This is a genomic window from Scandinavium hiltneri, from assembly GCF_024764835.1.
Lineage (GTDB): Bacteria > Pseudomonadota > Gammaproteobacteria > Enterobacterales > Enterobacteriaceae > Scandinavium > Scandinavium hiltneri.
Genome location: NZ_JALIGE010000073.1, coordinates 203,961 through 223,689, shown reverse-complemented (window position 1 = coordinate 223,689; position 19,729 = coordinate 203,961). Strand labels below are relative to the sequence as shown.

General features: G+C 55.2%; 16 protein-coding genes. 5 read left to right on the top strand and 11 right to left on the bottom strand.

What is annotated here, in order from left to right; all coding sequences use genetic code 11:
• Positions 1-27 precede the first annotated feature (27 nt).
• Positions 28-1,068 (top strand): oxidoreductase, encoded by a 1,041-nt coding sequence (locus MUU47_RS11865; protein ID WP_258988411.1) that lies wholly within the window; start codon positions 28-30, stop codon positions 1,066-1,068.
• A gap of 84 nt (positions 1,069-1,152) precedes the next feature.
• Here MUU47_RS11865 and add read toward each other — a convergent pair whose 3' ends face one another.
• The 3 genes from add to malX all read right to left on the bottom strand — a co-directional run bounded on the left by add (position 1,153) and on the right by malX (position 5,089).
• Entirely contained in the window at positions 1,153-2,154 is a 1,002-nt protein-coding gene (add, locus tag MUU47_RS11860; protein ID WP_258988410.1) for an adenosine deaminase, read from the bottom strand.
• Positions 2,155-2,252: 98 nt separating this feature from the next.
• The gene (locus tag MUU47_RS11855; protein ID WP_258988409.1) at positions 2,253-3,425 is read right to left on the bottom strand and encodes a MalY/PatB family protein; all 1,173 of its coding nucleotides are present in this window, start codon (positions 3,423-3,425) and stop codon (positions 2,253-2,255) included.
• Positions 3,426-3,496: 71 nt separating this feature from the next.
• Positions 3,497-5,089, bottom strand: a complete 1,593-nt coding sequence (gene malX, locus MUU47_RS11850; protein WP_258988408.1) for a maltose/glucose-specific PTS transporter subunit IIBC — start codon at positions 5,087-5,089, stop codon at positions 3,497-3,499.
• A gap of 173 nt (positions 5,090-5,262) precedes the next feature.
• Here malX and MUU47_RS11845 point away from each other — a divergent pair, with 173 nt between their 5' ends.
• Positions 5,263-6,288, top strand: coding sequence for a Mal regulon transcriptional regulator MalI (locus MUU47_RS11845; RefSeq protein WP_258988407.1), 1,026 nt, complete (start codon positions 5,263-5,265; stop codon positions 6,286-6,288).
• 29 nt (positions 6,289-6,317) lie between these two features.
• Here MUU47_RS11845 and MUU47_RS11840 read toward each other — a convergent pair whose 3' ends face one another.
• Both MUU47_RS11840 and manA read right to left on the bottom strand, forming a co-directional pair.
• The gene (locus tag MUU47_RS11840; protein WP_258988406.1) at positions 6,318-7,889 is read right to left on the bottom strand and encodes a YdgA family protein; all 1,572 of its coding nucleotides are present in this window, start codon (positions 7,887-7,889) and stop codon (positions 6,318-6,320) included.
• A gap of 96 nt (positions 7,890-7,985) precedes the next feature.
• Positions 7,986-9,164: a mannose-6-phosphate isomerase gene (gene manA / locus MUU47_RS11835; RefSeq protein ID WP_258988405.1), complete on the bottom strand. Its 1,179-nt coding sequence runs from the start codon at positions 9,162-9,164 to the stop codon at positions 7,986-7,988.
• Between the two features lie 200 nt (positions 9,165-9,364).
• On the opposite strand from manA, the gene fumA reads away from it, so the two are divergent.
• Complete coding sequence (gene fumA / locus MUU47_RS11830) at positions 9,365-11,011, top strand: class I fumarate hydratase FumA (RefSeq protein WP_258988404.1); 1,647 nt, start codon at positions 9,365-9,367, stop codon at positions 11,009-11,011.
• A gap of 111 nt (positions 11,012-11,122) precedes the next feature.
• A complete protein-coding gene (gene fumC / locus MUU47_RS11825) occupies positions 11,123-12,526 on the top strand; it encodes a class II fumarate hydratase (RefSeq protein WP_258988402.1) in 1,404 nt (467 codons plus the stop codon).
• A gap of 4 nt (positions 12,527-12,530) precedes the next feature.
• Here fumC and tus read toward each other — a convergent pair whose 3' ends face one another.
• The 3 genes from tus to rstA all read right to left on the bottom strand — a co-directional run bounded on the left by tus (position 12,531) and on the right by rstA (position 15,582).
• A complete protein-coding gene (gene tus / locus MUU47_RS11820) occupies positions 12,531-13,463 on the bottom strand; it encodes a DNA replication terminus site-binding protein (RefSeq protein ID WP_258988401.1) in 933 nt (310 codons plus the stop codon).
• A 73-nt stretch (positions 13,464-13,536) separates the two neighbouring features.
• Positions 13,537-14,838 carry a two-component system sensor histidine kinase RstB gene (rstB, locus tag MUU47_RS11815; protein WP_258988400.1) on the bottom strand — a complete coding sequence of 434 codons (1,302 nt, stop codon included), beginning with the start codon at positions 14,836-14,838 and terminating at the stop codon, positions 13,537-13,539.
• A 24-nt stretch (positions 14,839-14,862) separates the two neighbouring features.
• Positions 14,863-15,582: a two-component system response regulator RstA gene (rstA, locus tag MUU47_RS11810; RefSeq protein ID WP_258988399.1), complete on the bottom strand. Its 720-nt coding sequence runs from the start codon at positions 15,580-15,582 to the stop codon at positions 14,863-14,865.
• 125 nt (positions 15,583-15,707) lie between these two features.
• On the opposite strand from rstA, the gene MUU47_RS11805 reads away from it, so the two are divergent.
• Positions 15,708-16,043: a GlpM family protein gene (locus MUU47_RS11805; RefSeq protein WP_258988398.1), complete on the top strand. Its 336-nt coding sequence runs from the start codon at positions 15,708-15,710 to the stop codon at positions 16,041-16,043.
• Here MUU47_RS11805 and folM read toward each other — a convergent pair.
• From folM to ydgH, 3 genes are all read right to left on the bottom strand, one after another.
• A complete protein-coding gene (gene folM / locus MUU47_RS11800; RefSeq protein WP_258988397.1) occupies positions 16,040-16,762 on the bottom strand; it encodes a dihydromonapterin reductase in 723 nt (240 codons plus the stop codon). The two genes, MUU47_RS11805 and folM, sit on opposite strands and share 4 nt — an antisense overlap.
• A gap of 35 nt (positions 16,763-16,797) precedes the next feature.
• Positions 16,798-18,180, bottom strand: coding sequence for an amino acid permease (locus MUU47_RS11795; protein ID WP_258988396.1), 1,383 nt, complete (start codon positions 18,178-18,180; stop codon positions 16,798-16,800).
• Between the two features lie 177 nt (positions 18,181-18,357).
• Complete coding sequence (ydgH, locus tag MUU47_RS11790) at positions 18,358-19,314, bottom strand: DUF1471 family protein YdgH (protein WP_258988395.1); 957 nt, start codon at positions 19,312-19,314, stop codon at positions 18,358-18,360.
• Between the last annotated feature and the right edge of the window lie 415 nt (positions 19,315-19,729).

Below are 19,729 nucleotides of genomic sequence, written 5' to 3'. Positions count from 1 at the left end.
CGGACATCCACAGATGAGGGCGATAACATGAGTGACACTATCCGGGTCGGATTAATTGGCTATGGCTACGCGAGTAAAACCTTCCACGCGCCGCTGATCAGCGGTACGCCGGGCTTGGAGCTGGCGGCTGTTTCCAGTAGCGATGAAGCGAAGGTGAAAGCGGACTGGCCGGGCGTGAAAGTCGTCTCTGAGCCAAAGCATCTCTTCAACGATCCCAGCATCGATTTGATTGTCATTCCTACGCCTAACGATACCCATTTCCCGCTGGCTAAAGCCGCGCTGGAAGCGGGTAAACACGTGGTAGTGGACAAACCGTTTACCGTGACGTTGTCACAAGCGCGTGAGCTGGATGCGTTAGCCCGCAGCCTGGGCCGACTGCTTTCCGTGTTCCACAACCGCCGCTGGGACAGTGATTTTTTGACCGTGAAGGCATTAATTGCTGATGGTACGCTCGGGGAAGTGACCTTCTTTGAATCGCATTTCGACCGCTATCGTCCGGAGGTGCGTAACCGCTGGCGCGAACAGGGCGGTCCGGGCAGCGGCATCTGGTACGATCTGGCGCCACATCTGCTTGACCAGGCGGTAAATCTGTTCGGCCTGCCGGTCAGCCTGACGGTCGATCTGGCGCAGTTGCGTCCGGGCGCGCAGTCTACGGATTATTTCCATGCCGTCCTGACCTATCCACAGCGTCGTGTGGTTCTGCACGGTACGCTGCTGGCGGCGGCGGAGTCTGCACGTTATATCGTGCACGGTACCCGCGCAAGCTACGTGAAGTACGGTCTGGATCCGCAGGAAGAACGCCTGAAAAATGGCGAACGTCTTCCGCAAGAGGATTGGGGATACGACATGCGCGATGGGGTAGTCACGCGGGTGGACGGTGATGAGCGTACAGAAGAAACGTGGCTGACGGTACCGGGCAACTATCCGGCGTACTACGCGGGTATCCGCGATGCGCTGAACGGCAGCGGTGAGAACCCGGTTCCGGCCAGCCAGGCGATTCAGATTATGGAATTGATTGAGCTGGGGATTGAATCAGCGAAACATCGTTCGACGCTGAGCCTGACGTGATGACTTGCCCGGTGGCGCTAGCGCTTACCGGGCCTACATTTCGCTGTTGTAGGCCTGGCGAGCAGCGCGCCGCCGGGCGTTTTATTATGCTGCTTTCACTTTCTCAATCAGCGCCTGTTTCTCCTGCGCCGACAGGAAGGCAATTTCCAGACCGTTAATCTGCGCCTGACGAATCTGCGTAGCCGAAAGGCCCGCCGCCGGGGCCGCAACTTCGTACTCGTGAATAATATCGATTCCCTGAACCGCCGGGTCGTCGGTGTTCAGCGATGCCAGCACGCCATGTTCCAGGAAAATCTTCAGAGGATGACGCTCAAGCGACGGCACGGTACTGGTCTGAATGTTGGAGGTCAGACAGGATTCAATGCCGATGCGCTGCTCTGCGAGGAAATCCATCAGGGCGCGGTCTTCTATTGCCTTCACGCCGTGGCCGATACGCTCCGCGCCCAGTTCACGAATTGCCTGCCAGATGCTTTCCGGACCAGCCGCTTCGCCCGCATGGACGGTGATACGCCAGCCCGCGTCACGCGCGCGATTGAAATGGTTGAGGAACAGGCTGCCAGGGAAACCCAGTTCATCACCGGCCAAATCCAGCGCGGTGATACTGTCGCGATGGGCGAGCAGGGCGTTGAGCTCCTGTTCGCAGGCAGTCTCGCCGAAGGTACGACTCATGATGCCAATCAGGTTCGCCTGAACCGGGAAGTCACGGCAGCCCTGTTTCACCCCAGCGATCACCGCTTCTACCACGCCCGCTACCGGCAGGTTGTGCGTCATCGCCATATAGCCCGGAGAAAAACGCAGTTCAACGTAGTGCAGGCCGTTACGTGCAGCATCTTCAATATTTTCGTAGGCGACGCGGCGACAGGCGTCGAGATCCGCCAGCACCTTCACGCCCCAATCGAGTTTACTCAGGAAGCTGACAAGATCAGGCTCAAGGCTGGTGACCTGCACATGCGGGCGCAGAGTGTCCAGAGTGGAAGCAGGAAGCGCAATATTATGCTGGCGACCGAGTTCAAGGATGGTTTGTGCGCGAATGTTGCCGTCAAGGTGGCGATGAATGTCTGTCAGGGGCAGGTCTTTATTAATCATGGTCGCACTCTTTTTTTAGTTAAAGTGCGAGGTATTATAGAGTCAATGCGGATGGGAAAGCTATTTTGCGCAACGAAAATCTCCGTTGCGCAATGGATTCAGCGAACGGCGTGAATGGCGTTGATCAAACCCTGAATGCCACGCTCAAGTTTACTGCGCGGGCAGCCTGCATTCAGACGGACAAAACCGTTGCCTTCTTCACCATAGGTATAACCCGGCATGATGGCCACTTTTTGCTGCTCAATAAGGACTTTTTGCAGCAGTTTGTCGTCAATGTGCAGCGGACGTAAATCAATCCACGCCAGATAGGTGGATTCTGGCGGCTGCCAGTTCAGTTCCGGAAACGCGGCGTTCAGCTCGCGGGCAATAAAACGCATATTGCCCTGCAAATAATTGCGCAGCGCATCCAGCCACGGAGCACCTTGCTGATAGGCTGCAATGTGCGCGACCACCGCGGGAATCGAGGGGGAAGAGAGCCCATCGCGGCCTTTCAGCGCGCTGAGATAATCGTTGCGCGAGGTTTCATTGCCAATCAGGCCGTACGCGCCGGTGAGCGCTGGAATGTTGAAACTCTTGGAGCCCGACGTGAACAGCGCCCAGTCGCTCTGTGCCACTTCGCACCACGGAATATGCCGATGTCCGTCCCACGTCATATCCATATGGATTTCATCACTGATCACTTTCACATTGTGCTTCTGACACAGTGTAGCGATGGAAGTCAGCTCAGCACGTGTCCACACTTTCCCGGTCGGGTTATGTGGGCTGCACAGCAGCAGCACTTTGTTATGCGGTTCGGCGAGCACGCTTTCCAACAGGGCCATATCGCAGCCCCAGCCTTCGGCCGTCTGATGCAGTGGCACGGCGGCGATAGTACGCTGATTGCCTTCAATCGCTTTGTAGAATGCGTCATAGGCCGGCGTTTGCACCACGATGCCGTCGCCCACGTCAGACCATTGGCGGATCATCTGGGAAACCATGTAGATAACCGACGGGCCATACACCAGGTGTTCGGTGTTAATCGCGCTGTCAAAACGCGTCTGGAACCAGTGCTGAATGGCACCGAGAAACTCGTCATTTTTCCAGCGGCTGTAGCCGAGGACGCCGTGGCTCAGACGCTGGCTGATAGCCTCGAGCACGCAAGGTGCGGTTGGGAAATCCATATCCGAGATAGTGAAAGGCAGCAAATCGGCAACGCCGAAGCGGTCTGCGACGTAATCCCACTGGGTACACCAGGTACCGTGGCGGTCGACGACCGTTGAGAAATCAAACATCGGAAACTCCATTTCGGTCAAAACGGGTAAGGAAACATTGTCCCCCTTCAGGGCGAAGGGGGAAAGGAGATTTACGCCTCGACGCTGTGCATCAGTGTCGCCATTTCATCTTTCACCGATTGCACCTGCGGGCCAATCACGACCTGCAGACTGTGCTGGTTCAGCTGGACCACCCCGATGGCACGGTTCGCTTTTAAAGCTTCAACGTCGACTTTGGTCATGTCGTCAACCGACAGACGAAGACGGGTCAGACAGTTATCCAGGTTAGTGATGTTATCCGCGCCGCCGAGTGCCGCCAGAATAGCCGGAACGTTGTAGCCCGATTTACCGATAGTGCCTGTCATTGCTTTTTCCACGCTGGATGCCGTTTCGATATCACGACCCGGCGTTTTGAGGTTAAAGCGGGTGATAGCGAAGCGGAAGATAGCGTAGTAGGTAACGAACCAGATGATTGCCACCACCGGCACCAGATACCACTTGGTCGCCAGACCGTGCAGGATCCCAAATACCACGAAGTCGATGATGTTGCCGTCGGTATTACCGATGGTCACACCCAATACCGCCATCACGGTGAAGCCAAGGCCGGTTAACAGGGCGTGGATGACATACAGTACCGGAGCCACGAACAGGAACAGGAATTCCAGCGGTTCTGTGGTGCCGCCCACAACGCAGGCAACCACGCCGGAGATCAGCAGGCCTTTAATTTTATGACGGTTTTCCGGACGTGCGCAGTGGTACATCGCCAGTGCAGCACCCGGCAGGCCGCCGAGGAAGGCTGGCATTTTGCCCTGTGACAGGAAGCGGGTTGCGCTTTCGGAGAAGCCTTGTGTGGTCGGGCAGCTCAGCTGCGCCTGGAAGATAGTCAGCGCGCCGCTCACTGAATGACCGCAAACGTCCATGGTGCCGCCGGCTTCAGAGAAGCGGATCAGTGCGACAAGAATGTGGTGCAGGCCGAATGGCAGCAGCAGACGCTCGCCGGTGCCGAAGATCATCGGACCAAACTCACCGGCTTCGTTAATCACGTAGCCGAGGGCGTTGATGCCTTTTGCGAACACAGGCCAAATCAATGGAATGACAAGTCCTACCAGGCCGAGCACCACGGTAGTGATGATCGGCACGAAACGGGTGCCGCCGAAGAATGCCAGCGCATCCGGCAGGCGAATGGTATGGAAACGCTCGTGCAGCATCCAGACGATAATGCCGCAGATAACCGCGCCGAGAATACCGGTATCAATCGACTGAATACCAATCACGTTCTGGATGTTGTTGGCTTTCAGAATGGCGGCATCCGTTGTCGGCAGAATGCCTTGCGCCGTCAGCCAGAAGTTAACGCCGAGGTTCATCACCGCGAAGCCAACAAAACCGGCAAAGGCCGCAACGCCTTTGTTATCACGCGCCAGTCCCAGTGGGATTGCGATACAGAACATCACCGGCAGGAAGCTGAAGGCGAACGAACCGACTTTACCCATCCAGATGAAAATGGCCTGCAGGAAAGGGGTATCCAGCCACGGCAGCAGCGTGGTGACGTCATGGCTGCTCAGCGAGCTGCCGATCCCCATCATGATCCCGCAGAAAGAGAGTAGTGCCACTGGCAGCATGAAGGTTTTACCCAATTGCTGGAAAAATTCCCAGAGGGTGATTTTTGGTGCTGCTTTCGCCGTCATATAACGACTCCTTGTCCTGAGATTGCTGTTGGTGTTGTAGAATGCAGCGGAAAGATAAAACGTTTTACCTTTTTTTAGTGCGAGGTAAATCACACAATCAAACTCTGATAAGGTTTATAAATATAACCCATTGATAAAACGTTTTATCGCTACACAGGAGTGGCAAGCGGCGCATGGCCATTGCAAAAAAAGTCACCATTAACGATGTCGCGCATGCTGCGGGGGTGTCGGTCGCCACCGTTTCGCTGGTGTTAAGTGGCAAAGGGCGTATTTCTACCGCCACGGGTGAGCGCGTCAGTCAGGCGATTGAACATCTCGGATTTGTACGTAACCGTCAGGCGGCATCGCTGCGCGGCGGTCAAACGGGGGTTATCGGACTGATTGTCGGCGATCTCAGTTCACCCTTTTACGCCGAGCTGGCCGCCGGGCTTATCGACGCTCTCGAATCGCAAGGCAAAATGGTGTTTCTCACCCAGGGAGGGAAGAAGGGCGAACATATGCTTCAGCGCTTCGCGACCCTGGTGTCGCAGGGTGTGGACGGCGTGGTGATCGCCGGTTCGGTGGACCAGGGCATGGAGTTGCGTGACAAAGCCGATGAAAGCGGGGTGCCGTTAGTTTTCGCCTCCAGGGCAAGCTATCTCGATGACGTGGATTTAATCCGGCCTGACAACATGCAGGCGGCGCAAATGATAACCGAACATCTTATCCGACGTGGACACCAGCGCATCGCCTGGCTCGGGGGGCTGAGCGCGTCGTTAACCCGTGCGGAGCGCGTCGGGGGTTATTGCGCCACGCTGCTGAAATTTGGTTTACCGTTCCACAGCGAATGGGTCGTTGAGTGCGAAACCAGCCAGAAACAGGCGTCACAGGCGCTGACACAGCTCCTTAGGCATAATCCAACCATCACCGCAGTGGTGTGTTACAACAACGTGGTAGCGATGGGCGCGTGGCTGGGGTTGATGCGTGCAGGCTGGCAGAGTGGCGAGCATGCGGTCGATTACTACGATAAACGGGTTGCGTTAGCGGCGTTTGCTGATGTACCGGAAAAAGATCTCGATGATGCCCCGATGAGTTGGGTGATAACCCCGGCCCGGGAAATGGGAAAAAGCGTGGCGGAAAGAATGCTACAGCGAATCGAAGACAGAAAGAGTACGGCACGTAATCAGATTATGCCGCCGCGGCTGGTCAAACAGCAATAAAACCGGCAGCAGGGCTGCCGGTTCTTTTATCAGTTTGGCGCGATGGCCGGGGTTGCGTCTTCCGGTGCAGGTGCTTCTTGACCCTGTGGTTCAGGGGCTGGAGCGTCACTCTGCGGCGCTGGAATAGCCACATCCGGCACGCCGAACATCCCGACAAAATCAGCCAGTGGCATTTTCTGTCCGTTGAGGGAGACCTGACCGTTCGAATATTGCAGGCTGGACTGAATGTTGTTGTCCTGTTGGGTGGTGATGCGGAACATCTGACCCATCGCCGCCAGGCCTTTCACCTGCTGGCTTGCCAGCTTCTCGGCATCAGCCTGCTGATAACCTTCCAGACGCGCTACCTGAGTCATAAACTCGGTCGCCATATCCATTGGGATGACCAGTTTGCTGTCGAGCGATTTCACGCTGCGATCGACTTCTTGCGCCAGCGTCTGCGGAGCGATGGTCGCCTGGGACGGATCTTTCAGGAACAGTGACAGATTAAAGGTGGTTTCGCCTTTGCTGTTTTTCCAGCTCAGCGGTGCCACGGTAATCACTGGCTCGCCTTTCAGCAGCAGCGGCAGGGCGCCGAAGAACGCTTCGGTCACTTTTTGCTGATACACTTCCGGATTATCCATCACGCCAGGCTGCGCAAGCAGGGCCTGAACCTGACCGTTGTACTGCTGGCTGAACTGGTGCCACGCCTGGCCGTCAATCTGACCAATTTTCAGCGCCAGTTTGCTGCTGCCCATGTCCTGACCCTGAAGCTTCAGGCTGTTGAGCGCGTAGTCAAGCGTCGCGTCGATGGTTTTACCGTCTTTCGACAGGTTGGATTTACCGTCGATGGTCATGCCGTCGAGCAGGGCCAACTCTTTGCCTTCCACGGAAATCGCCATTTTATCCAGCGTCAATTTTTGATTGCCGATGCGTTCTGAGAAGCTGGTGAGCTTGCTGTCGCCGCTGGTTTTCAGGTTGTTGAAGGTGACCTGTACTTTCTGGTTGTATTCGTTAACCGCGTTAATCACGCCGTTTTCCATGTCGCCGTTCAGAGCGAAAGCGTTGCCATCGCGGTCTGCATCAAGCTGGAATTCACCGCCGCTGAAGGCGACTTTCTCTTCGCCTTTTTCATAATTTAATGGTTTAAGGCTGATGTCGGAGCGGGTGTCGCCGGCATAGCTGATGCGGGTGCTGATATCAAACGGTGACTGACCTTTCGCCAGTTCGAACAGGTGCTTACTGGCCTCATTGTTCACCAGTTTTGACTCAACGGTCGCCATCGCCGGGGCGAGGTTAAAGGTTTTTAGCGATGCTATTGGGAACGGACCGTGAGACACGTTTTCATCCAGTACAATGGTCTGACCGGGTTTCAGCCAGCTGCTTTTCGCGCCGTCTACCGGTTTAACCACCATCTGAAGATGGCTGCTGAACACGCCGCGCTGGTAGTTTTGATAGGCCAGCTGAATACCGGCTTCTGGCGCGGTGCTTGCGAGCTGCGCATTGGTCTGCGCAACCATATCGGCCAGACGGCCTTCCAGCTGTTTACCGGTGTACCAGGATCCCCCGGTCCACACCACTCCTAAAGCCACAATAATTCCAACTGCAACCAGCGATTTTTTCATAGCGTTTGTCCATAAAATAAAAACAGGCGGAATCGTCCGCCTGTGATGTCGTTAGGCTGCCTCAAGCTTAGCAAGAGTTGCCCCGATCTTCAGTATTTACTTGAGCTTATTAAAAACCCGCGCGACACGGCCGACGCCGCTCAGATTAACCGGCGAGTCGTTGGCGGAGACAAAAGCGGACTCGCCAGGCTTCAGCACCAGCTGCTGTTCACCTTTACGCAATACGGCTTCACCTTCAACACAAAACAGGATCGCAGCGCTCTGCTGAGCAACGTCGGCACCCGCCGTGCTCAGGTCGTGCAAAGAGAAAGCAAAATCGTCGACCGGGATCGGGAAATCAAGCTCAGAGCCGTTTTTAGCCGGCTGCGTCAGCAGTTCGGCCGCCGGTTTCGGCGTGAATTTCACGTTCGCCACCAGTTCCGGGATGTCGATGTATTTCGGCGTCAGACCCGCACGAAGTACGTTATCGGAGTTCGCCATCACTTCCAGCGCCACACCCTGCAAGTAAGCGTGTGGGGTTTCTGCAAACAGGAACATCGCGTCGCCTGGATTGAGTTTCACCACGTTCAGCAGCAGCGGCGAGAACAGACCGCTGTCGTCCGGGTAGAACTGAGCGATAAAGCGAATGGTTTCCCACGGTTCGCCCTGCTGGCTGTTGAGTGCGGCTTTGAGTACGGCCAGAGCACGGGATTTTTCCTCGCCCTGCATATTCAGCAGGCTGGCGAACAGCTGGCTCAAACGCTCGGCGCTCGGCTCTTGCAGGAAATGGGCGATAGAGGTGTGCGCCCCAGAAACCGGCTGCAGCAGAGAGACGATGTCAGAAAACTCGCGGAAAGCGTTCATCGCCAGGAACGGGGTGAGAGCAAACACCAGCTCCGGTTTGTGGTTCGGATCTTTGTAGTTACGCTCGGCTGCGTCCAGCGGAATACCCGCGGCGTTCTCTTTGGCAAAGCCGTCTTCGGACGCTTTCTTATTCGGGTGAACCTGAATCGAGAGCGGGTTATCGGCGCACAGCACTTTAAACAAGAACGGCAGTTCACCGAAACGGTCGGCAACGTTTTTCCCCAGCAGTGCGGCTTTATCGGCGTCGATAACGTCACGCAAACTGCGGACCTGGCCGCTGGCGTCGGTTATCTTTGAGCTGCTCTTCGGATGCGCACCCATCCAGAGTTCTGCCATTGGCAGGTTGTCCGGGTTGGCGATACCGTAGAGTTCCGTTAACGCAGTTTTACTACCCCAGGCATAGTTCTGCACTGAGTTGATGAGTTTTTGCATTATCAAGCCCTGTATTCATAAGGAAATTATCTGTTCGTATTAAACCAATAAACCGCACAGAAGTAACCTTCTCAGGGAAAAAGTCGTACTAGTCTCAGTTTTTGTTAAAAAGTTGTGTAGGATATGCGGACTCGCTTTTCCCAGGGTCTATGGAAAACTGACCCGTGAATTAATCAGCCAACGTCGTAAGTGAGAGTACAATGTCGAACAAACCCTTTATCTATCAGGACCCTTTTCCTCTGAAAAAGGATGACACCGAATATTATCTCCTCAGTAAAGACCACGTCTCTGTTACCGAATTTGAAGGTCAGGAAATCCTTAAAGTCGACCCGCAGGCGCTCACGCTGCTGGCCAAACACGCGTTCCACGATGCCTCCTTTATGCTGCGCCCGGCGCATCAGCAGCAGGTCGCCGATATTCTGAATGACCCGGAAGCCAGCGAAAACGATAAATACGTAGCGCTACAGTTCCTGCGCAACTCTGATATCGCGGCGAAAGGTATTCTGCCGACCTGCCAGGACACCGGCACGGCGATCATCGTCGGTAAAAAAGGCCAGCGCGTCTGGACTGGCGGTGGCGATGACGCGGCACTGGCCCGTGGCGTGTATGACACCTACATCGAAGACAACCTGCGCTATTCACAGAACGCACCGCTGGACATGTATAAAGAGGTCAACACTGGCACCAACTTGCCTGCGCAGATTGATCTCTACAGCGTCGACGGCGAAGAGTACAAGTTCCTGTGCATCGCCAAGGGCGGCGGTTCCGCCAACAAAACCTATCTGTATCAGGAAACCAAAGCGCTGATCACCCCGGCGAAGTTGAAAGGTTATCTGGTCGAGAAAATGCGTACGCTCGGCACCGCAGCGTGCCCGCCGTATCACATCGCGTTTGTGATTGGCGGTACGTCCGCAGAAGCGACGCTGAAAACGGTTAAACTGGCGTCGACTAAATACTACGACGGCCTGCCGACCGAAGGTAACGAGCACGGCCAGGCGTTCCGTGACATCCAGCTTGAGCAGGAATTACTGCTTGAAGCGCAAAACCTCGGCCTCGGTGCGCAGTTCGGCGGAAAATACTTCGCCCACGACATTCGCGTGGTGCGCCTGCCGCGTCACGGTGCATCGTGTCCGGTGGGAATGGGCGTATCCTGTTCAGCAGACCGCAATATCAAAGCGAAAATCAACCGCGAAGGCGTGTGGATTGAGAAGCTGGAACACAATCCGGGCAAGTATATTCCTGAGGCATTGCGCAATGCCGGAGAAGGCGAAGCGGTAAAAATCGATCTCAACCGTCCGATGAAAGAGATCCTCGCCCAGCTTTCTGACTTCCCGGTTTCCACCCGTCTGTCGCTAAACGGCACCATTATTGTGGCCCGCGACATCGCCCATGCGAAACTCAAAGAGCGCATGGACAACGGCGAAGGTCTGCCGCAGTACGTGAAAGATCACCCGATTTACTACGCAGGCCCGGCCAAAACGCCGGAAGGGTATGCCTCGGGCTCTCTCGGCCCAACCACCGCCGGGCGTATGGATTCCTACGTCGACCAATTACAGGCGGAAGGCGGCAGCATGATCATGCTCGCCAAAGGTAACCGCAGCCAGCAGGTGACTGACGCGTGCCACAAACACGGCGGGTTCTACCTCGGCAGCATCGGTGGCCCGGCAGCCGTACTGGCGCAGGGCAGTATCAAGAGCCTTGAGTGCGTCGAATACCCGGAACTGGGGATGGAAGCCATCTGGAAAATCGACGTTGAAGATTTCCCGGCGTTTATCCTGGTGGACGATAAAGGTAACGATTTCTTCCAGCAGATTCAGTCGTCGCAGTGCGACCGCTGCGTGAAGTAGTTTTAGTCGTTGTTGTTTTGCCCGATGGCGCTAGCGCTTATCGGGCCTACAGGTTCTGGACGGCATGTGAGCTTCGTCGAAACCCTTCACTTTGATTTCAAGGAGAAAGTCATGACAACGTTACGCCGCGAGATCGACTCCATGGGCGCGATTGAGGTTCCTGCAGACAAGCTGTGGGGCGCGCAAACCCAGCGCTCGCTGGAACATTTCCGCATATCCACCGAAAAAATGCCGATCTCGCTGGTTGCCGCGCTGGCGCTGACCAAACGCGCGGCCGCCAAGGTCAACCAGGATTTGCAGCTGCTTCCGGCTGAGAAAGCCAATGCTATCGTCAGCGCCGCCGACGAAGTGCTGGCGGGCAAACATGCAGACGAATTTCCCCTCGCCATCTGGCAAACGGGCTCTGGTACGCAGAGCAACATGAATATGAACGAAGTGCTGGCCAACCGCGCCAGTGAGCTGCTCGGCGGCGTGCGTGGCATGGAGCGGAAAGTTCATCCTAATGACGATGTGAACAAAAGTCAGAGTTCGAACGACGTATTCCCGACCGCCATGCACGTTGCGGCGGTGATAGCGATTCGCGAAAACCTGATCCCGCAGTTACAGGGACTGAAAAAGACCCTGAGCGGAAAATCCCACGCCTTCGCCGATATCGTCAAAATTGGCCGTACCCATTTGCAGGACGCCACACCGCTGACGCTCGGGCAGGAGATTTCAGGCTGGGTGGCGATGCTGGAACACAATCTAAAACATATCGATTTAACGCTGCCACACTTGAGCGAACTGGCGCTGGGTGGCACGGCGGTTGGCACCGGCCTGAACACCCATCCGGAATACGCCAGGCGCGTGGCGAATGAACTGGCGGCAATCACCCAACAGGCGTTTATCACCGCGCCAAACAAATTCGAAGCGTTAGCAACCTGCGATGCGCTGGTTCACGCCCATGGTGCACTGAAAGGGCTGGCGGCATCGTTGATGAAAATCGCTAACGATGTACGCTGGCTGGCATCCGGCCCGCGCTGTGGTATTGGTGAGCTGTCGATCCCTGAAAATGAACCTGGCAGTTCGATAATGCCAGGCAAAGTGAACCCGACGCAGTGCGAAGCGATGACCATGCTGTGCTGTCAGGTAATGGGCAATGATGTGGCGGTGAATATGGGCGGCGCGTCGGGCAATTTCGAGCTGAATGTGTATCGCCCGATGGTGATTCATAATTTCCTGCAATCGGTGCGCCTGCTGGCGGATGGAATGGCAAGTTTCAACGAGCACTGTGCGGTGGGGATCGAGCCAAACCGGGCACGTATCGATCAGCTGCTGAATGAATCGCTAATGTTGGTAACGGCGCTCAATACCCATATTGGCTACGATAAAGCGGCAGAAATTGCCAAAAAAGCCCATAAAGAAGGGCTAACGCTGAAGGCCTCGGCGTTAAAACTCGGCTATCTCACCGACGCCGAGTTTGACGAGTGGGTACGTCCACAAGCGATGGTCGGCAGCATGAAAATCAGTCGCTAGCCACTTATTCGTTAGCCACATAGAGGTGCAGTCGTGGGATGATCAGCTCCAGCGACTGCGCTTCAGGTTTATAACGATACTGCACGTTATCTTCATCGTAATTCAGCAACTCTCCAATCTCCGGTACGCTAACGCCTTGGGTGCCGGATATCAACGCGATCATCGGCCCCGGACAGGCGTACTGCACCTGCTTTTGCTTTCCTGCATACCACACGCGGGCAATCGGCTGGACTTTTACCGGGCGCTTAATCTTCAGTTTTGCCTTCTGCGGCAACGCCGCGATGTCCTGATATTCATGCTCCAGTTTGGCCTGCCACTGTTCGCGAGTGAAAGGCGGCACGGAACGTGGCGAGCGCAGGCTGTTTTCCAGCTGTTTTAGCACGTCGTCACGGGTCAGATTCTTGATGATGTGCTTATTGGCCCAGCCAAAGCGGATGGTAGCCGGGTCGCGCAACAGCGTCAGGGAACGGTAGGCTTTGAGGGTAATCAGCCCCGGTAAATGGTGATGCACCCACTCAAAACGGGCCGCGGAGGGCAAACCAGAGTCGACGGTGACAATGGTTTCGAAAGCTGCTTTTAGCGCGTTAATGCTGCTGATTTTGTTGTCCAGTACCTGCAATTGCTCAGGCTCCGGATGCAGACAAATCACGCCGGGCAGACGCACCGCCGCTTTACTGCTGAGGTTCTCCGACTGCTGCTGAATAAACAGGTGACTATAGTGGTTCAGCGCTTTCATCCGTGCCGCATCGCCCAGATGCTGCGCGACCGAAATGGCCGAGAGCGGGTCGTGCTCATGCTCCTTGCTCACCTCCGGTAATTCGAACACCCGCGCGGCGAGCAGCCGACAGTCCGCCAGTATTTGCTGCAGCTCAAGCAGTTCGTGTTCCATCTGGCGGAAGGTCGTAGTTAAACGCTCAATCAGGTCGTAATCGGCCATAACACCTACTTTAGTTACAACATACTCATTAGTTTTTACTCTAACCCGGATGGTGACATTGTGCAATGTTCGCTCAGGCAGGGGCGTTAAGGTTTTGCGAAACGTGCACCGGCCAGCTGAAACAGAAACGCGCGCCGCCGAGCGGGCTGGCGTCGCAGGTCACTTCCCCGGACATCGCATGACCAATGGAATGCACGATAGCCAGGCCTAGCCCGCATCCTCCGGTGGCGCGGTCGCGGCTTGGGTCGAGGCGCACAAACGGTTCGAACACGCGTTCGCGTTCGTCAGGCGCAATGCCAGGACCATCGTCATCAACCAGCAACGTTGCGCGTCCGGCGTTCAGCGTCAGGCTGACCTGAATCTGCTGCCGGCTGTAGCGCATCGCATTGTTCACAAGGTTATCCAGAACGCGTTCCATCAGACGCATATCCAGTGCGCCATAGTGACCCGGCGTTAATTGCACCAGCGACACATCGCGTTGAGGATTCACGGTCTGAATATCATCGACATGGGCACTGATCCACGCGGGGAGATCAGGCGTGGTGAGGATCAATTCATTTTGTGGGCGGTCGAGGCGGGCATAGGTCAGCAGCTCGTCGATAAGCGCTTCGAGCTGGCCGATATCCCGGTTCAGCGCCTGAGATTCCGATTCGGTTAAGTTCTCGCTCATCTCGAGACGGTAGCGCAGACGCACCAGCGGGGTACGCAGTTCGTGGGCTATCCCGTCGGTGAGCTGTTTTTTACTGGCGATCAGTGTATTGATATTGTCCGCCATCTGGTTGAACACCACCCCAAGCCGTTCGAAGCTCGACATGCTGTCAAAATGAATACGCTCGGTAAGGTGTCCTTCACCAAAACGCTGGGCCGCGGTTTCCAGACGTAGCATGTCCTGCCAGTGTGGACGCATCCAGATAAATACCGGGAAGGCCAGCGAAACGGCGATAATCGCCAGCAGGGCGACGTCCAGCAATCGCATTTCATGCAGATAATAGAGATACGGCACCGGGCCGACGGCCAGCACGTAATGGCTGCGCGGAATGCGCTGAATAAAAGTGTACTGATCGTCGAGCGCGACGATATCGCCACGGCGTAAATGCTCCATCGAGCTTTCTGCCAGCTGGAATTTATTCAGCGGCTCAATGCGTAAATCGAAAGAGAGATTCAGATCGAGCTGTTTAAGGGTTTTGCTCCAGTCCCGGGGCGGGATTTCACGCAGTTCGCTGCGTATCAGATTCAACGAACTTTTCATCAGGTCGTCGAGGGACTGTCGGCCCGCGCGTTCGGCGGTGAATTTATACACCAGCCCGACCAGCATGGTCATCACCAGAAAGCAGACAAACAGCAGCAGGTAAAACTGCACGAACAACTTTTTCATTTCTGGCCCCGGAAGTACGGAAAATTAGTTATCCCAGGCGTGGGGCGCGAAAAGATAGCCCTTATTACGCACGGTTTTAATACGGTACGGCTCGGTGGCGCTGTCGAGCAGCTTTTTACGCAGGCGAGAAATTGCCACGTCCACACTTCGGTCCATCCCGTCATAGGTCACGCCGCGGAGGTTTTTCAGCAGTGCGTCGCGGTCCATAATCTGCCCCGCATGGGTTGCAAGCTCCCACAACAGGTCAAAATCAGCGGTCGACAGGGTGACATTAACGCCGTTGAGCAATACCTGCCGATTGACCGGGTCGATAGACAGCGTGCCAAAGCGGATAGCGTTATGCTGCGTCAGTCCGGTTGCCGGTTTCTCTCCTGTCGGGTGCGCGATGTGCTGACGCAAATGCAGACGCAGACGAGCCAAAAGCACCGCAGGCGGGGTGGTTTTGAGGATATAGTCGCTGGCGCCCATTTCCAGAGACAAAATATGGTTCATGTCGCTGTCGAGCGAGGTCAGCAGAACGATCGGGCCTTGCCACTGCGCGCGCAAATCGCGGCAAATGGTCATCCCATCTTTGCCGGGCAGCATGATGTCGAGCAGGACCAGATCGGGTTTTTCACGCAGAACCACTTCTTCAGCACGGTCACCGCGCGGTTCAACGATAACGTCCATATCATGCTTGCCAAGGTAGGCGGCGATGAGCGATCCGACTTCCGGATCATCTTCCACAAAAACGATCTTATTCATATCAACTGTGCGAGGCGAAAAAAGCTAAAATACACCGCCAATCTGTGGGGTGCTATTAATCTTTCATAAACAATGTAACTTCCGCTATCCTCGACGCATTTATTGGATGAATTGTAGGCTGGAAGATGGCTTTACTGATAAAAGCGGCGCTGGGTGCGCTGGTGGTGTTATTGATTGGTGTGCTGGCGAAAACAAAAAATTATTATATTGCCGGGCTTATTCCGCTGTTTCCGACGTTCGCCCTGATTGCGCATTATATTGTCGCCAGCGAGCGGGGCATCGAGGCGCTGCGTACCACCATCGTGTTTGGTATGTGGTCGATCATTCCCTATTTTTTCTATCTGCTTTCGCTGTGGTATTTCACCGGTTTTCTGCGCCTGCCGTTGGCGCTGGCAAGCGCAGTCGGGTGCTGGAGTCTGAGCGCGTGGCTGTTAATCGCCATCTGGAGCCGCGTGCATTAACGCAGCGGACGACCGCCGTCAACGCCGAACGACCGTCCGGTGACATAACAACTGGTCAGCAGATAATCCACCAGGTCGATAATTTCTTTTTCGCCAGGCGCGACTTTCATCAGCGACTTATTCAGCGCCTGCTGGCGATATTCCGCACCATCACTTTCATTAAACAAAATCAGCGCCGGGGCGATGGCGTTGACCTTCACTTCCGGTGCCAGCTTGCGGGCAAATGAGCGGGTCATATTGTCGAGCGCGGCTTTACTGGCGGCGTAGGCGATGTGCTTGTCACTGCCTTTCTCCACCACATAATCCGTAAAATGAATAATATCGCTGGACGCATGGCCGTGACCGCGCAGCAGGGGTTCCAGTGCATGGTTCAGTAAATAGGGGGCATTGACGTGAATTTGCATCATCTGTTGCATCACGTCGCTCAATAAAACGCCGGGTTTTTCGGCCCGCCAACTGCTGGCATTGTGAATGACCGCCCGCAGGCTGTCGGTATGGGTTTTCACGGTTTCAGCGAAAGATAAAATGCCGTCATCACTGGAGAAATCGGCGGCGATGCACAGCGCACCGGCACGTTCCAGCACACCGATAGCGTCATAGCGCGTGCGGTAGCTGACGATCACCGGCTGCTGTAGATTCAGAAAATGGTGGGCAAGGGCGAGGCCGATACGGCGGCCTCCACCGGTAATCAGGACGGGGCGGGAAGGGCTTTCTCCCATCGTTTTCTCCTTAGGGTCGCGATGGGGTAAGCGCATTACCCCACTAACATCCACATTGCCGGTACGGCGGCAACCAGTAATAAACCAATCAGCGCCATTTCACGACGCTTAAGCGAGTCTCTCAACGAGTGCGTACGGCGAGCATACATAAACACCAGCAGGCCCGGTGCGTAAAGCACAACCGACAGCAGCAGGTGCATCGGTCCGGAAGCATACAGTAACCATAAGCCATAAATGCAGGCACCGATAGCCACCGCTTTATGCAGTGGACGCGTTGCCATTTTCAGCAGGAACGCGCCGACGAGGAAATAAGGCACCAGAATCATCTCTGAGGCGATGGTCAGCAACGTATTGTAGTCAGAGCCGGTAATCCCAATCAGGATGAGACACACCTGCACACTGATATTGGTCAACCACAGCGAGGACGACGGCGCGTTATTTTTATTCTGACGGGCAAAAATACGAGGGAATGCCTTATGTGTCGCCGCCAGATACGGCACTTCCGCCGCCATAATGGTCCAGCTCAGGTACGCGCCACACACGGAGACAATCAGTCCGGCAGCAATTACCACTTCGCCCCAGGACCCCATCAGGCGCACCATCAGGCCAGCCATCGACGGATTACGCATCTCAGCGAGTTCAGGACGCGGGACGACGCCCATTGACAGCAGGGTGACCAGCAAATACACGCTTAACGCCGAAAGCACCGCCAGCAGCGTGGCGCGGCCGACGTCCTTCTTATTACGCGCACGGGCAGAAACTACCACCGCGCCCTCTACGCCGATGAACACCCACAGGGTAATGAGCATGGTACCTTTAACCTGCTCCCACACCGGCACGCCCAGCGCCACGCCGCTGAAATCCAGGCTGAAGGTGTCGCTGCTGAAGGCCATCGCCGCCAGCACGATAAACAGGCCGAGCGGCACCAGTTTCGCAAGCGTAGCCACTACGTTAATACTGGCTGCGGTCTGCACGCCGCGCAGCACCAGGAAATGCACCACCCACAGCAGCACTGAGGCGCCAATCATCGCCTGCCAGGTATTACCGTCGCCAAACAGGCGCAGTTCTGGCGTATCGGTAAAGAAACTCAGGGCTGAAAATACGATGACCAGGTAGGAGACGTTGGCGATTACTGCACAAAGCCAGTAACCCCAAGCAGAGCAGAAGCCAACCAGCTCGCCGAAGCCTTCACGGGCGTAGGTGAAAATGCCGCCATCCAGATCCGGACGAATGCGGGTCAGCAGTAACATGGCGAAAGCGAGGAACAAAATGCCCACGCCGGTAATGGCCCAACCAATAAGCAGTGCGGAAGGGCTGGCCACTTCGGCCATGTTCTGCGGCAAACTGAATACGCCTGCACCCAGCATTGAGCTGAGTACCAGGGCCGTCAAGGCACCAAGGCCGAGTTTCTTTTCCATGGGCATCCTGTCGAAGGAAGAACAAAAGCCAGAATATTTATTTGGCTAAAACGCATAAAAATGGAAGATTACGCTACGGCGCGCGATTTTACGGAGAGAGTCGGTGGCATGCAATGGCGTAAGTCAGAAAAAAATAAAAAAGGCAGCCGAAGCTGCCTTATCTGTCATGAAAAGCAATTACTTATAGAGGTCGGCGCTGATGGTCATGTTACCACCACGTTCCTGCCATTGGCGGGTAATGTGGTAGTACTTCGCCCCTTTCTTAGCAGCACGCTTAGCGACCTGATAAGAAATTTCAGTCATGTTGCCGTAGTTGCCGGTGAACTGAACGCTATCAAACGGCACCATCTGGGCGGCCGTGACTTTGTTCAGTTCTTCAATCTTAGTACCGTCTGGCAGCGTTACGCTGTAACGTCCGCCTTTGGTAGACTGCGTTTCGAAGAACAGACCTACGCCCGCAGCTGAAGTCGAGCCCACGGTGGAGGATGTCGCCACGCCTGGGATTTCAACTTTCTTCGCCGCTTCACCACCTTCCGCTAATGCCACACGTCCAGCATCAGAATCTGCCGGGATAGCGTCCGGGCTCTGAACAACGCGCTTCTTCGCATCGGCTTTATAGATATAAGCGGTGACACGCTGGTTACCGCCGCCGTTTGCATCCACCTGGCGAACGATAAAGAACGACGCAGCGCCTTTCTCTTTCGCGGCTTTTGCAATGGCGGAGTTAACGTCAGGCTGGCTACGGTAAAAACCCTGCACGGTGACGGTATCGAATGGCTCAATCAGGGCAGCCTGGTCTTTCGGCAGTTCAGTCACGCCATCAATTACGCGGTTTTTAGGTGCGTCGGCTTTAGCGGCATCGTCTTTATATAAGTCTGCGGTAACGCGCCAGTTGCCACTGCTGGAGAAATCGGAGGTATCGACGACGTAAAAGGAGGCTGCGCCTGCTTTGTCGGCTTTACGGGAAACAGCATCAACGGCGTCACCAATAGCATTAAAACGACCGGTGATAACGATACGATCGTACGGCTTGAGGGCTGCCGCTTGCTCCGGCGTTAACTCGGTTGCTGCACTGGCGGAAAAAGCCGCTGCAGACAGGAGAGCGGACGCCAGGAGGGTGTACTTAAGCTTCATAAAAATAATCCTTCGCCTTGCGCAAACCAGGTACTGGTAGTTGTTAGTGACTAAAACGTCACAGATTATTGCATTTAAATTGCTTCACTGTCTGCGTGATTTTGCTCATCTTGTGCGACCCCGTTAACAAGGCGCGATAACTTTTCACGATATGTTGTGGAAATGGACGGTTGACCAGCAAAAGCGATAATCATTATGACTTTTATAAGTTAATGTAATGTTAATTTCCAGTAACAGTGCCGAGAATAATAATGTTTTACCGCTTCGCTTAAGCGAATTATCAGGCTCCCCCGACAAAATCAGGTAAATATTACTGCCTGAGAGCGGCAGAAGTGACTTTTCCCTAATAAAATCACAATTACTGTTTCCTGGCGCTAGATCACAACCGCTATTTTCAGTAGGTTATAGAAAGTTT

Coding starts and splice junctions, on each gene's coding strand:
- MUU47_RS11865 (WP_258988411.1), top strand. CDS start 28: ATGAGTGACACTATCCGGGTCGGATTAATTGGCTATGGCTACGCGAGT.
- add (WP_258988410.1), bottom strand. CDS start 2,154: ATGATTAATAAAGACCTGCCCCTGACAGACATTCATCGCCACCTTGAC.
- MUU47_RS11855 (WP_258988409.1), bottom strand. CDS start 3,425: ATGTTTGATTTCTCAACGGTCGTCGACCGCCACGGTACCTGGTGTACC.
- malX (WP_258988408.1), bottom strand. CDS start 5,089: ATGACGGCGAAAGCAGCACCAAAAATCACCCTCTGGGAATTTTTCCAG.
- MUU47_RS11845 (WP_258988407.1), top strand. CDS start 5,263: ATGGCCATTGCAAAAAAAGTCACCATTAACGATGTCGCGCATGCTGCG.
- MUU47_RS11840 (WP_258988406.1), bottom strand. CDS start 7,889: ATGAAAAAATCGCTGGTTGCAGTTGGAATTATTGTGGCTTTAGGAGTG.
- manA (WP_258988405.1), bottom strand. CDS start 9,164: ATGCAAAAACTCATCAACTCAGTGCAGAACTATGCCTGGGGTAGTAAA.
- fumA (WP_258988404.1), top strand. CDS start 9,365: ATGTCGAACAAACCCTTTATCTATCAGGACCCTTTTCCTCTGAAAAAG.
- fumC (WP_258988402.1), top strand. CDS start 11,123: ATGACAACGTTACGCCGCGAGATCGACTCCATGGGCGCGATTGAGGTT.
- tus (WP_258988401.1), bottom strand. CDS start 13,463: ATGGCCGATTACGACCTGATTGAGCGTTTAACTACGACCTTCCGCCAG.
- rstB (WP_258988400.1), bottom strand. CDS start 14,838: ATGAAAAAGTTGTTCGTGCAGTTTTACCTGCTGCTGTTTGTCTGCTTT.
- rstA (WP_258988399.1), bottom strand. CDS start 15,582: ATGAATAAGATCGTTTTTGTGGAAGATGATCCGGAAGTCGGATCGCTC.
- MUU47_RS11805 (WP_258988398.1), top strand. CDS start 15,708: ATGGCTTTACTGATAAAAGCGGCGCTGGGTGCGCTGGTGGTGTTATTG.
- folM (WP_258988397.1), bottom strand. CDS start 16,762: ATGGGAGAAAGCCCTTCCCGCCCCGTCCTGATTACCGGTGGAGGCCGC.
- MUU47_RS11795 (WP_258988396.1), bottom strand. CDS start 18,180: ATGGAAAAGAAACTCGGCCTTGGTGCCTTGACGGCCCTGGTACTCAGC.
- ydgH (WP_258988395.1), bottom strand. CDS start 19,314: ATGAAGCTTAAGTACACCCTCCTGGCGTCCGCTCTCCTGTCTGCAGCG.